This is a genomic window from Acinetobacter sp. ANC 3813, assembly GCF_002135435.1.
In the GTDB taxonomy this organism is placed as follows: domain Bacteria; phylum Pseudomonadota; class Gammaproteobacteria; order Pseudomonadales; family Moraxellaceae; genus Acinetobacter.
On sequence record NZ_NEGK01000001.1, the window covers coordinates 368,205 to 380,535 of the forward strand.

The following is a 12,331-nucleotide window of genomic DNA, read 5'->3' on the forward strand; positions in this document are numbered from 1 at the left end:
AGCTCCCACAGATATTGCAGTGAGGCAATCCACGCTATGCGTCCATTACATCCGATTGATTTCATATTTCTCACGTTAGAAAAACGCCAGCAGCCTATGCATGTGGGCGGATTATTTTTATTCACTATTCCAGACAACGCGCCAGCCAGTTTTATTCAAGATTTAGTCAGTGATATTCGAAATTCCAAATCTATACCTGTCCCGCCATTCAACAACCGTCTGAACGGCTTTTTCTGGGATGAAGATGAAGAATTCGATTTAGATCACCATTTTCGCCACATTGCTTTGCCGCAACCTGGGCGCATCCGTGAATTGCTGACTTATATTTCACAAGAACACAGCACGCTGATTGACCGCGCTAAGCCATTATGGACCTGCCATATCATTGAAGGTATTGAAGGCAACCGCTTTGCTATGTATTTCAAAATTCACCATGCTATGGTTGATGGTATTGCAGGCATGCGTCTGGTTGAAAAATCTCTTTCTGACGACCCGAATGCAAAGCGCATCGTGCCGCCTTGGTGTGTCGAAGGCCCACGCGCTAAACGCTTAAAAGCGCCCAAGGCTAGCCGCATCAAAGGCTTAATCGATGGTTTGAAAGGCCAGCTGGAATCTACCCCCCGCGTCATGTATGAACTGTCACAAACTGTGATGAAAGATATGGGGCGCAATCCAGACTACGTATCCAGTTTCCAAGCGCCAAGTTCTATTTTGAATCAGCGCGTGAGCTCGTCTCGACGCTTTGCGGCGCAGTCTTTTGACTTTTCCCGCTTGCACGTTATCGCCAAGGCATTGGGCGTAACGATTAACGATATTGTACTGGCGATCTGCTCAGGCGCATTGCGTGAATATCTGATCAGCCAAAATGCGCTGCCAAAAAAACCGCTGATTGCGATGGTTCCAGCATCTGTACGAACTGATGATTCTGATATGTCGAACCGTATTACGATGATTCTGGCAAACCTAGGCACGCATAAAGATGATCCGCTGGAACGCCTTAAAATTGTCCGCCGCAGTGTACTCAATGCCAAAGAACGCTTCAAACGCATGAATGCCAATCAAATTTTAAATTACAGCGCATTTGTTTATGGCGCTGCAGGTTTGAATATTGCTTCTGGCCTGATGCCTAAGCGCCAAGCATTTAACTTGGTAATTTCAAATGTGCCGGGACCGCGTGAGCCGCTGTATTGGAATGGCGCGCGTTTAGATGCGCTCTATCCTGCGTCTATTGTTCTGGATGGTCAGGCGCTCAATATCACCATGACCAGCTATTTAGATAAATTGGAAGTTGGATTAACGGCATGCCGCAATGCTCTGCCAAAAATGCAAAACCTGCTGACGCATTTAGAAGAAGAAATTCAGCGCTTCGAAGAAATCATCAGCCATGATACCCCAAAGCTTCAGGCGGTTAGCTAACCGCCAACCTCATGGTAGAAATTGCCAATACAATTGGTTATAGATTAGAAATGGATCATTCAAAAAATGATCAAAAAAATTAAGGGGCTTTAAATAGCCCCTTAATTTTTAATATTTCGGCATTGTTTTAATAATTGATGACATGCAGTACGGATCATTGATGCCGTGATTTGCACTTCATTGCCGCGCTCATCTACGATATATGCAGAATGCATTGTCTTAGCATCCAGCATATGCTTTAAACCTGTACTCATTACTGCTTTACTTACACCCATATCCCACCTCATTTTGCTAAACCTGTTGAAAAAAGGTTTTGGCTATACGATGAGTTAAGTATAAAAAATACAGATCAAAAGTAAAATTTCAGTTGTAACAAGTGTTTAACGATATTCTGTTACAATTTCAGCTCAAGATGATATCGTATTGCTCTTGCGTATACAGATTTTCCACTTGGAACTTAATCACGCAGCTAATGAAATGCTCTAAATCCGCCACTGCAGGCGCTTCTGCAGTCAGCAAACGGTCAATGACAGACGGATGCGCAACAACAGTAAAGCCACTCTGATTATCAAAAGCGCGCGCATAGCGCAGAATCTCTCGAAAGATTTCGTAACACACTGTCTCCGCTGTTTTCACATAACCGCGCCCCTGACACGTCGGGCAAGATTCGCAAAGCAAGTGCTCCAAAGATTCGCGGGTCCGCTTACGGGTCATTTCCACCAATCCCAGTTCGGATACTTGGGTAATCTTGGTTTTGGCGTGATCACGCTCCAGCATTTTCTCAAACTGGCTCATCACCTGTTCACGATGATGCGCTTCCTGCATATCAATGAAATCGATGATGATAATCCCGCCTAAATTGCGCAGGCGAAGCTGGCGCGCAATCACTTGTGTCGCTTCCATATTGGTTTTAAATACAGTGTCTTCCAGTGTACGGCCGCCAACATATGAACCCGTATTGACATCAATCGTGGTCATAGCCTCGGTCTGGTCAATCATCAGATAACCGCCAGACTTTAAGGCAACACGGGTTTGCAGCGCTTTTTGAATATCTTCTTCGACATTGTACAAATCAAAGATTGGGCGCTCACCTGGATAGTGAATCAGGCGGTCGCGCATGCTTGGGACAAACTCTTCAACAAATTCGATCAATTTGCCGTGTATTTCACGCGAATCGACATGAATTTTAGAGGTATCTTCATTGGCAAGATCGCGGATCACGCGCTGCGGCAAAGGCAATTCTTCAAAAATCAGTGAAGGCACCGCAATATTTTTTTGTTTGCGCTGAATAAATTCCCACAGTTTAGCCAAGTAAGCCATATCCTGTGCAATTTCAGCTTCTGCAATCCCTTCTGCTGCCGTACGCACAATCACAGAGCCAGGCAATTTATGCTCAGCTTGAATGCGTTCGATCATATTGCGCAGACGCTCACGCTCTTCTTCAGACTCAATGCGCTGCGATACACCTGTATGACTGCCAAAAGGCATCATCACTAAATAGCGCGAAGGTACAGATAGATCCGTGCTTAAACGCGCGCCTTTGGTCCCCAGCATATCCTTCATGACCTGTACGGTCAGGATCTGCCCCGGCTGCAGCAGCTCAAACACATTTGGCGTAGGCTGATTGCGCGGCCAAACCATATCGTTAATATGCAAAAAAGCAGTCCGAGACAGGCCAATATCAACAAAAGCCGCCTGCATGCCCGGCAGTACACGCACAACTTTGCCCTTATAGATATTGCCCACCAAACCACGTTTAACCGTACGCTCAACAAATAATTCATTGACCGTGCCATTTTCAATTAACGCAACCCGGCACTCCATCGGTGTGACGTTAATTAATAACTCGTCAGACATAATAAAACTCAAAACATTATAAAAATTCTTTTCCAGCAGTTAATTTGATGCCTTAACTGTCTGTGATTATCTTTTACAAAGCTGTAGCGCAATCCACGCTTTTATTGTTAATTGCTTTGCTTCAAAATATCGTGCAGCAATTTTGCCGTTTCATGCAAGGGCAGCCCGACCACATTGGAATAACTGCCGTCAATACGGGGAATATACCGCGCTGCAATGCCTTGAATGGCATAAGCGCCCGCCTTGCCCACGGGTTCGCCTGTTGCCCAGTAATCTTCCATGTCACTCAAGCTTAGCGTTTGAAACTCAACTTCTGTCCGCACTACTATACTGTATATTTGATCTTTTGTACGTACGCAGACCCCAGTAAATACATCATGCTTTCTGCCTGAAAGTTGCGTCCACATTTCAAAAGCATGCTGTTTAGATTCAGGTTTTCCTAAAATTTGACCATCGAGGCCTAAGCTCGTGTCGGCAGCAATCACTACTGCATCTGCAAAACGGTCCTGTACAGCTTTGGCCTTTACTCTTGCTAAGCGCTCGACATAAACCGCCGCCTGCTCACCTTTTAATACAGACTCATCAATATTTGGACTGTAAATATCGAAGGTATGACCTAACTGTTCCAGCAAGTCTTTGCGGCGCGGCGAGCTGGAAGCTAAAATTATATGCGCCATTTTTTTAACATATAATAAAGGACAGGCCAAAGCATCACACTGCTAAACAGCGGCAGCCAGTGCCTTGTAAATGAAAAATGTACGCCGCTCATGACTTGCGCCACCCAGATAAAAAATAGATGAGCCAGTATTGCAATTGAAGTAATTATCCACAAATTGCTGAACGTTAAAATACGGCGTTCACGTGTCAGAAAGCGCGCAATAAATGAAATCAATACAAAGCATAATGCATTCATGCCTAAGGGCGCATCGACCAAAAGATCAACAAACAGACCTGTGCCGAAAGCAAACCAGACGCCGCACCACGTTGGCTGGCACAGCACCCAAAACAAGGTGATCATCAGCATGAACAATGGGCGCCAGCCTGAGAGTTCATAAGATAATGGATAAACCATTAATGCAGATGCAAAAACTACTGAAATAACAATGGCAAATAATGGATCTCGGCTTTCTGGACGGTTCAGTTTAGCGATCGACATTTGGCTGCTCCATCGCTAGGGAATCAGAAAACAGCACCACCACATGATGGCCGCCTGCCAATTGCGCTGCCGGAGTAACGTCAATTTGCGCAAACTCGCCTGAATTATGACGCTGCACTTTTGAAACGGTTCCGACTAAATAACCTGCTGGAAAATGCGCTCCAAGCCCTGAGCTATACACTTTTTCCCCTACTTTGATATTGGCGCTGGTCGGAACGTATTCCATTTCCAAGCGTCCCAAATCGCCTGTACCTGTGACAATGGCGCGCATGCCTGTACGCTCTAGGCGAACCGACAATGAATGCTCTTTATCAGACAACAGCATAATGCGGCTGCTGTGCGGATAAACATCCACAATCTGCCCCATGATGCCTTTATCATCCAGTACAGTTTGCCCGACTTTCAAATTGCTGCTTGCACCGCGGTTGATCACAATAATGTGGCGCAGCGGATCGGCATCTGTCCCAATGACTTCTGCAATTTCCATACGGCCGTCAATAATCAGCGGCGTATCTAATAAACCGCGCAAACGGGTATTTTCTGCAGAAAGTTCAGAGAGTTTTTGCAAACGGACTTGAGCCTGTAAAAGCTCGGCTTGCATCGCGGTATTTTCACGGCGCAATTGAGCTTCAGACTTGGTTTGTTGATTCAGCCATTCTCGCGATAACACTGGATAGCTTGCAGCAGCGTAAATTGGATTATACGCCGCATACAAAACATCTCTTGCCGGTTGAATTACATGCGGCATGCGCCAATCAAAGAAAAGCACCACCAAGCATGCAATGACCGCAATGATCAATGAGCGAAAAGATGGCGGCTGTCTTGAAAACAGTTGAGTTTGCACCCGCCGAGTCCTTTTCTTAGCCTACAAACAGCATATCGTGGTTTGGATTGTCGAAGAAATCGAGCACTTTGCCGCCGCCGCGTGTTACGCAAGTCAGCGGATCTTCTGCTACAACAACCGGCAAGCCAGTTTCTTTCGCCAATAATTTGTCTAGGTTGCGAAGCAATGCGCCGCCGCCCGTCAATACAATACCGCGTTCGGCAATATCTGAAGACAATTCTGGAGGTGTTTGCTCTAGCGCAGATTTCACTGCAGACACAATGCTTTGCAGCGGATCTGAAATCGCTTGGGTAATTTCATCAGAAGTCACAGTAATGGCGCGAGGTACACCTTCCGCCAAGTTACGGCCGCGAACTTCAATTTCTAAAGCTTTCGCGCCTTCTTCTGGAAGCGCCATACCCACTTCTTTTTTAATGGTTTCAGCCGTGGTTTCACCAATCACACAGCCATGCGCTTTACGCACGTAGTTGATGATCTGCTCATCAAATACATCGCCGCCGATACGCAGTGAATCTGCATAGACACAGCCTTGCAATGAAATAATTGCAATTTCTGTCGTGCCGCCGCCCACATCTACAACCATTGAACCGCAAGCCTGCTCTACTGGCATGCCTGCACCAATCGCCGCAGCCATTGGCTCTTCAATTAAACGCACATCACGCGCGCCTGCATTATAAACCGCTTCACGGATTGCACGGCGTTCGACCAGTGTCGATTTGCATGGCACACATACCACAACACGCGGCGCTGGCGGGAACAAACGCTTTTCATGCACTTTGCCAATAAATTGGTTCAGCATGGTTTCAGTGACTTCAAAATCTGCAATCACACCATCCTTCATTGGACGGATTGCAGAGATATTTGCAGGCGTACGGCCGAGCATTTGTTTTGCATCAAGGCCTACCGCCGATACAATTTTTTGTGAACCGCTGTGACGAATCGCCACAACTGTCGGTTCATTTAATATAATGCCTCGTCCTGGCGCATAAATAAGTGTATTTGCTGTACCTAAATCAATGGCTAGATCGGGCGAAAACAAGCCAATTAGTCTTTTTAGAATCACGGAGACGTTCTCGATTAAACTTTATGTGGACGCAAGGTGGCAACTTTAACTAAATGTGATGATTTGAACAAGTCAATCGCTTATTATAACGCACGATAATTTGAAATTTTTTAATACTGAATTAGGTAATGTTATGTCTACATCGGATGCACAGCATTCAGCAGATCTCAATGCAGAAACAGTTTCAGCGATTGCTCATTTGGCAAGATTATCGCTGAATGAGACTCAATCGGCTGAATATGCTCAGAGTTTAAATAAAATCTTAGGCATGATGGACACTTTAAAAGGTATCAATACTGACGGTGTTGAACCGCTGAAAAGCCCATTCGACAATCCGCAGCCATTACGTGAAGATACGGTTAGTGAAGTGAATCATCGCGAGGAATATCAAGCTGTTGCACCTGCAACACAAGACGGCTTATACCTTGTACCTCGCGTTATTGAGTGATTTTCACTCAGTTCATCTATTTTTCTTAAATTAAACGTAAAGAATTATTTCTCATGACTGATTTACACCGCTTATCTATTCGCGAACTGACAGAAGGTTTAGCCAGTGCTAATTTTTCGTCACGCGAATTGACCGAACACTATTTAAAACGCATTGCAAAAATTGATACGCAAGTAAAATCTTATGTGACTGTGACGGCTGAACAAGCTTTGGACGAAGCAGATGCGGCAGATGCACTGCGTAAAGCTGGCGGCGCAACTGCACTGACTGGCGTGCCTATTGCGCACAAAGACATTTTTTGTACACACGGCATTAAAACCACTGCTGGTTCTAAAATACTGGACAACTTTATCTCTCCTTACGACGCAACCGTTGTAGCGAAAGGTAAAACTGCAGGTTTGGTGACTTTAGGTAAAGTAAACATGGACGAATTCGCCATGGGCTCTACCTCTGAGTCATCTTACTTTGGCGCAACAGCTAACCCTTGGGCACTTGACCATGTACCTGGCGGTTCATCTGGCGGTTCTGCAGCAGCGGTAGCGGCTGATTTGGCACCGTTTGCGACTGGTACAGACACAGGCGGTTCTATTCGTCAGCCTGCATCATTCTGCGGTTTGACAGGTCTTAAACCGACGTATGGCCGTGTATCTCGTTTTGGTATGATTGCGTATGCATCATCTTTAGACCAAGGCGGCCCAATGGCGCGTTCGGCTGAAGACTGTGCGTACCTCATGAACGTGATGGCGGGTCATGATGCAAAAGATTCAACTTCTGTTGAAAAAGACGTCGACAACTACGTGGCGAACCTAAACGGCACTTCTGTAAAAGGTTTACGTATTGGTATTCCTAAGCAGTACTTTAATGTTGCTGGTTTAGATGCTGACGTAAAAGCACGTGTTGAAGAATCACTGAAAAAATTGGAAGAAATGGGCGCAACGTTGGTTGAGATTGATCTCAACATGACAGACGCTTATGTTCCAACGTACTACCTGATTGCGCCTGCTGAAGCTTCATCTAACTTACAACGTTTTGACGGCGTGCGTTATGGCTACCGTTGTGAAAACCCTGTGGACTTGATGGACTTGTACAAACGTTCACGTTCAGAAGGTTTTGGTAAAGAAGTTCAGCAACGTATCTTGATTGGTACTTATGCGCTGTCTGCGGGTTACTACGATGCTTACTATGTGAAAGCACAAAAAGTACGTCGTTTAATTCAACAAGACTTCTTAAAAGCATTTGAATCTGTAGACGTGATTGCGGCCCCTGCTGCACCTACAACTGCTTATAAGATTGGTGCAAACCTGTCTCCTGTAGAAATGTACTTGGGTGACATCTACACCATCGCGGTGAACTTGGCGGGTCTACCTGCAATTAATGCGCCTGTTGGTTTTGACAAAGACAACTTGCCTGTTGGCTTACAGCTGATTGGTAACTACTGGTCAGAATCTCAATTGTTGTCTGTGGTGCATCAGTACCAGCAAGCAACGGATTGGCATACAAAACGCGCTGTAATTGCTGAGGAGAACGCATAATGTCTAAGAACGCTGCGAAACCAAAATCTAACCTGATTGACGGTTGGGAAGTGGTGATTGGTATTGAGATTCACACTCAGCTTGCGACCAATACCAAGATTTTCTCAGGCTCATCGACTGTATTTGGAAATGATCCAAACACCCAAGCGAGCCTTGTTGACCTTGCAATGCCGGGTGTATTGCCAGTATTGAACAAAGAAGTGGTTGATCTTGCGATTCGCTTTGGTTTGGGTATTGATGCTTACATCGACCAAGCATCTGTGTTTGCCCGTAAAAACTATTTTTACCCTGACTCCCCTAAAGGCTATCAAATCAGCCAAATGGACAACCCGATTGTGGGCTTGGGTCATATCGACATTCAACTTGAAGACGGCACTGTAAAACGAATTGGCGTAACCCGTGCGCACCTTGAGGAAGATGCAGGCAAATCGATCCATGATCAATTCGAAGGCATGTCAGGCATCGATTTAAACCGTGCAGGTACACCGTTACTTGAGATCGTATCTGAACCTGATATGCGTTCGGTTGAAGAAGCAGTTGCCTACATTAAAGCGATTCACACACTTGTACGCTGGTTAGGCATTTCTGACGGCAACATGGCGGAAGGTTCATTCCGCTGCGACTGTAACGTGTCGTTGCGCCGTCCGGGCAATGAATTTGGTACGCGTTGTGAGCTTAAAAACCTCAACTCATTCCGTTTCATTGAGCAAGCAATTAACGTTGAAATTGAACGTCAAATGGAAATCCTAGAATGGGATGGCACGATTGACCAAGAAACGCGTTTGTTTGACCCTGTGAAGATGGAGACACGTTCGATGCGTTCGAAAGAAGAAGCGAACGATTACCGCTACTTCCCTGACCCTGACTTGTTGCCTGTAATCATTGCAGATGCGCAAATTGAAGCGGCGCGTGCTGCTTTGCCTGAGTTGCCTGCTGCACGTCGTACCCGCTTTGTAGCTGACTTTGGCGTGACTGAGTACGATGCTCACGTGCTTACGCTAACTCGTGAAATGTCAGAGTTTTATGAAGACGTGGTAAAAGCTGCTGGCGGTGCTGCGCAAGGTAAAGTGGCTGCTAACTGGGTGATGGGTGAATTCTCAGGCGCTTTAAACAAAGCGAGCCTAGAACTTGCTGACTCTCCTGTAACAGCAGAAAAATTGGGCGGCATGATTGCACGTATTGTGGATAACACGATTAACGGTAAGATTGCGAAGCAAGTGTTCGGCTTTATGTGGGAAGAAGGCAAAACAGCGGACGAAGTAATTGCGGAAAAAGGCTTGAAACAGGAAACTGATACAGGCGCGATTGAAGCGATTATTAAAGACGTACTTGCTGCTAACGAGAAGATGGTTGAAGAGTATAAGTCTGGTAAAGAGAAAGCTTTCAATGGTCTTGTTGGTCAAGTGATGAAAGCAGCGAAAGGTAAAGCTAACCCTGCACAAGTAAATGAATTGATGAAGAAATTGATTGGTTGATTAATTGACTAATTAGTTGTTTTCATGAGATAAAAACCTCACATTATGTGGGGTTTTTTTATGGGAGAAAGTATGGAAATTAAAATTTACTTTAATGAAACTAGTGCACCCCCGCTATTAGAAAACTTTTCAGGTTATCTCATTTTACTCTCTCCCTCTAATTGGGATGATTTTGGATACAAAACAACGTTTAATATCCATATTTGTGACTATTCTAAGAACCCTTGTATAAAGAAAAGTTTTGGTATAATTAAAATTGGTCAACTTGCACAATCACCAACAAATAATATTTTTGAAACAGAATATTTTAAATACTATTTTGATTTACCTATCCCGCAACGCTTTCTAAACACACTACCAAATAATTTATTTTCTTTACCAGAATATGAACACTTTTATTTCGATCTAGAAAATTATTTCTCGGAGGACTTAACTTTACTTTACTTAGTTGCTTTTACGAAAAAATTAGAGATATTGTTAAAAATAACTTACAGCATCAGATTCTAACTGAAAACTTTTTTATTAAATCCTTTAAAAGGACGATGTGTTTTACTACTCAACAAGAGTTTCAATGGTTATATGAAAAAACCAAATCTATAGATATTTTTGAAAAAAATATATTGAAAGCCAAGCAAATTCTTAACCATAATTATCCTGCCGATTTAGAAGAAGATATTAATATAATGCTACATGGTTTTCTTATTGCTACATTAGAAAATTATCTTGAAACAACATTCATTACAACTGTACTTTCATCAGATAGCTTTATCCTCAAGCAAGCTTTAAACGATGGCTCAACCAAAGATTTAACATTTAAAATTCAAGAATTAAATAATTGGAAAGATACTCTTAGAAAAAAAGTAGAAGACTCTCTTAAAACAAAATCATTCCATAATGTTCAAACTGTTATTCCTATGTTTAAGACAACATTAAACTGTGATATTCCCAAAACTACTTGGCTAGTGCCAGCTGTTGAGAAAAGACATGATTGTGCTCATAGAGCTGGATATACTAAAGAACAGAAGAAAATACGAATCTCAAAAGAAGATATCGATACCCTTATTACAAATATCAGTGAGTTCGTTAGCAAAATACAACTTCAAATTCTAAAAATAGATTGAATGTTCTCTCTCCTTTTAAGAGAGAATTATTAATTTATTTTCATAACTTTATTTAAAGAATCGATCCAAACACTTCATATCCAAAACAACATGACCATCAAAAAAGTATCCTCCATCGCCAAACTTGAAGACTTAAAACGCATCCAACTTTCGAAGTCTTTTTTTATGCGTGACTTCTAATACCCCTCATCTCCCCTTTCGAAGCAGTGCTTCTCATCCCAGCGGGAGAAGGAGCTTCCATTACTAATTTAATACCGTTATGGATTTTGTAATAGAAATTCCCTCTCCTACTAGGAGAGGGTTAGGGAGAGGTTATTTTCACTGTTCTATTTTTAGAAAAATCTAATGCAAATTTAGGTCTGTAATCTACACACGCCGCCTGCCTATAATTCAAACATGATTTAAAAACCAGATATGAATAGGCACAAGAAAATGAAATCAATCATCTTAGCAGCACACCAATACGGCCAACCAGAAGTCCTCGAATTTGCACAATACGAACTTCCGCCTTTAGCCGCAAGTATGGCACGTATTCACGTTAAAGCCTCTGGTATTAACCCTATTGATGCCCGCCGCATGACAGGCGAATTTAAACATGCAGCTCTGCCACAAACCTTTGGCACAGAATACGCAGGCATCATTGCAGAAGTTGACGGTACACAAAATGAATGGGCTGTGGGTGATGAAGTGCTCGGCTCTGGCGGTGCATTTACCCATGCCACTGTAATTGATGTGCCATTAGCCAATTTAATTCGTAAACCGAAAAATATTGATTGGTCCATTGCTGGAACAATTGCAGGTGCTGCGCAAACAGCCATGACCATTTTAGATGAAATGGGCCCTGCTCAGTCCTTACTGGTGCACGGCGGTTCAGGCGGTGTCGGTTCTATTGTGGTACAGCTTGCGGTAGAAAAAGGAATTGACGTTGTAGCGACGGCATCGGCTGCCAATCAAGACTATATCCGTAAATTAGGTGCTATAGCTGTCATTTACGGTGAAGGCCTAATTGAGCGCCTAAAAGCAGTACATCCAACACCTTTTGATGTTTCGATTGATATGATTGGTTCTAAAGAAGCTACCCAAGCCTCTCTTGCAACGGTAAAAGCTGGTGGATTTATGGGATCGATTGCAGGCAGAAAATTATCTTCCAATAAAATTCAGCCAATTTGGGTTAAACGCAATCCTGCAAATTTACAGCATGTGGTCAATGGCGTGGCAGATGGCCGTTTTACTTGGACGGTAAGCCGTGAATATGGATTTAAGGATGCACCGGTAGCCTATGGTGATATTTTAGAGGGCCATACCAAAGGTAAAAGTGTTTTGGTTTTTGAATAAGCTGAAAAATAAGCTTTAAATTATGAACGCGGATGTACATTGAAATGACATCCGCGCTTTATTTTAAAAAACCTGATGAATCTA

At 43.6% G+C, this 12,331-nt stretch carries 13 protein-coding genes; 7 read left to right on the top strand and 6 right to left on the bottom strand.

Annotation, left to right across the window (positions count from 1 at the left end):
* Positions 1 to 36 precede the first annotated feature (36 nt).
* Positions 37 to 1,416, top strand: a complete 1,380-nt coding sequence (locus B9T34_RS01800) for a WS/DGAT/MGAT family O-acyltransferase (RefSeq protein ID WP_086211436.1) — start codon at positions 37 to 39, stop codon at positions 1,414 to 1,416.
* Between the two features lie 101 nt (positions 1,417 to 1,517).
* On the opposite strand, the gene B9T34_RS18800 is transcribed toward B9T34_RS01800, so the two are convergent.
* From B9T34_RS18800 to B9T34_RS01830, 6 genes are all read right to left on the bottom strand, one after another.
* Entirely contained in the window at positions 1,518 to 1,691 is a 174-nt protein-coding gene (locus tag B9T34_RS18800) for a PA1571 family protein (RefSeq protein WP_086211437.1), read from the bottom strand.
* Between the two features lie 127 nt (positions 1,692 to 1,818).
* Positions 1,819 to 3,273, bottom strand: a complete 1,455-nt coding sequence (gene rng / locus B9T34_RS01810; RefSeq protein ID WP_086211438.1) for a ribonuclease G — start codon at positions 3,271 to 3,273, stop codon at positions 1,819 to 1,821.
* Positions 3,274 to 3,380: 107 nt separating this feature from the next.
* Positions 3,381 to 3,950: a Maf family nucleotide pyrophosphatase gene (locus B9T34_RS01815; protein ID WP_086211439.1), complete on the bottom strand. Its 570-nt coding sequence runs from the start codon at positions 3,948 to 3,950 to the stop codon at positions 3,381 to 3,383.
* Entirely contained in the window at positions 3,938 to 4,429 is a 492-nt protein-coding gene (gene mreD / locus B9T34_RS01820) for a rod shape-determining protein MreD (RefSeq protein ID WP_086211440.1), read from the bottom strand. Before mreD ends, B9T34_RS01815 begins: the two co-directional genes overlap by 13 nt.
* On the bottom strand, positions 4,416 to 5,273 hold the full coding sequence (mreC, locus tag B9T34_RS01825; protein ID WP_086211441.1) for a rod shape-determining protein MreC: 858 nt from the start codon (positions 5,271 to 5,273) through the stop codon (positions 4,416 to 4,418). Before mreC ends, mreD begins: the two co-directional genes overlap by 14 nt.
* A 16-nt stretch (positions 5,274 to 5,289) precedes the next feature.
* Positions 5,290 to 6,336, bottom strand: coding sequence for a rod shape-determining protein (locus B9T34_RS01830; protein WP_005011659.1), 1,047 nt, complete (start codon positions 6,334 to 6,336; stop codon positions 5,290 to 5,292).
* Between the two features lie 133 nt (positions 6,337 to 6,469).
* Here B9T34_RS01830 and gatC point away from each other — a divergent pair, with 133 nt between their 5' ends.
* From gatC to B9T34_RS01860, 6 genes are all read left to right on the top strand, one after another.
* Positions 6,470 to 6,784 carry an Asp-tRNA(Asn)/Glu-tRNA(Gln) amidotransferase subunit GatC gene (gatC, locus tag B9T34_RS01835; protein WP_086211442.1) on the top strand — a complete coding sequence of 105 codons (315 nt, stop codon included), beginning with the start codon at positions 6,470 to 6,472 and terminating at the stop codon, positions 6,782 to 6,784.
* 53 nt (positions 6,785 to 6,837) lie between these two features.
* Positions 6,838 to 8,316 (top strand): Asp-tRNA(Asn)/Glu-tRNA(Gln) amidotransferase subunit GatA, encoded by a 1,479-nt coding sequence (gene gatA / locus B9T34_RS01840; RefSeq protein ID WP_086211443.1) that lies wholly within the window; start codon positions 6,838 to 6,840, stop codon positions 8,314 to 8,316.
* Positions 8,316 to 9,791 (top strand): Asp-tRNA(Asn)/Glu-tRNA(Gln) amidotransferase subunit GatB, encoded by a 1,476-nt coding sequence (gene gatB / locus B9T34_RS01845; RefSeq protein WP_086211444.1) that lies wholly within the window; start codon positions 8,316 to 8,318, stop codon positions 9,789 to 9,791. The genes gatA and gatB overlap by 1 nt, the downstream gene beginning before the upstream one ends.
* 72 nt (positions 9,792 to 9,863) lie before the next feature.
* Positions 9,864 to 10,298 carry a hypothetical protein gene (locus tag B9T34_RS01850; RefSeq protein ID WP_139841241.1) on the top strand — a complete coding sequence of 145 codons (435 nt, stop codon included), beginning with the start codon at positions 9,864 to 9,866 and terminating at the stop codon, positions 10,296 to 10,298.
* 35 nt (positions 10,299 to 10,333) lie between these two features.
* Complete coding sequence (locus B9T34_RS01855) at positions 10,334 to 10,912, top strand: hypothetical protein (protein WP_086211446.1); 579 nt, start codon at positions 10,334 to 10,336, stop codon at positions 10,910 to 10,912.
* A gap of 432 nt (positions 10,913 to 11,344) precedes the next feature.
* Positions 11,345 to 12,247: an NADP-dependent oxidoreductase gene (locus B9T34_RS01860; protein WP_171265091.1), complete on the top strand. Its 903-nt coding sequence runs from the start codon at positions 11,345 to 11,347 to the stop codon at positions 12,245 to 12,247.
* Positions 12,248 to 12,331 lie beyond the last annotated feature (84 nt).

What these genes read in the sequence shown, in the direction of transcription:
- B9T34_RS01800 (WP_086211436.1), top strand. Translation starts at nt 37, where the DNA reads ATGCGTCCATTACATCCGATTGATTTCATATTTCTCACGTTAGAAAAA.
- B9T34_RS18800 (WP_086211437.1), bottom strand. Translation starts at nt 1,691, where the DNA reads ATGGGTGTAAGTAAAGCAGTAATGAGTACAGGTTTAAAGCATATGCTG.
- rng (WP_086211438.1), bottom strand. Translation starts at nt 3,273, where the DNA reads ATGTCTGACGAGTTATTAATTAACGTCACACCGATGGAGTGCCGGGTT.
- B9T34_RS01815 (WP_086211439.1), bottom strand. Translation starts at nt 3,950, where the DNA reads ATGGCGCATATAATTTTAGCTTCCAGCTCGCCGCGCCGCAAAGACTTG.
- mreD (WP_086211440.1), bottom strand. Translation starts at nt 4,429, where the DNA reads ATGTCGATCGCTAAACTGAACCGTCCAGAAAGCCGAGATCCATTATTT.
- gatC (WP_086211442.1), top strand. Translation starts at nt 6,470, where the DNA reads ATGTCTACATCGGATGCACAGCATTCAGCAGATCTCAATGCAGAAACA.
- gatA (WP_086211443.1), top strand. Translation starts at nt 6,838, where the DNA reads ATGACTGATTTACACCGCTTATCTATTCGCGAACTGACAGAAGGTTTA.
- gatB (WP_086211444.1), top strand. Translation starts at nt 8,316, where the DNA reads ATGTCTAAGAACGCTGCGAAACCAAAATCTAACCTGATTGACGGTTGG.
- B9T34_RS01850 (WP_139841241.1), top strand. Translation starts at nt 9,864, where the DNA reads ATGGAAATTAAAATTTACTTTAATGAAACTAGTGCACCCCCGCTATTA.
- B9T34_RS01855 (WP_086211446.1), top strand. Translation starts at nt 10,334, where the DNA reads ATGTGTTTTACTACTCAACAAGAGTTTCAATGGTTATATGAAAAAACC.
- B9T34_RS01860 (WP_171265091.1), top strand. Translation starts at nt 11,345, where the DNA reads ATGAAATCAATCATCTTAGCAGCACACCAATACGGCCAACCAGAAGTC.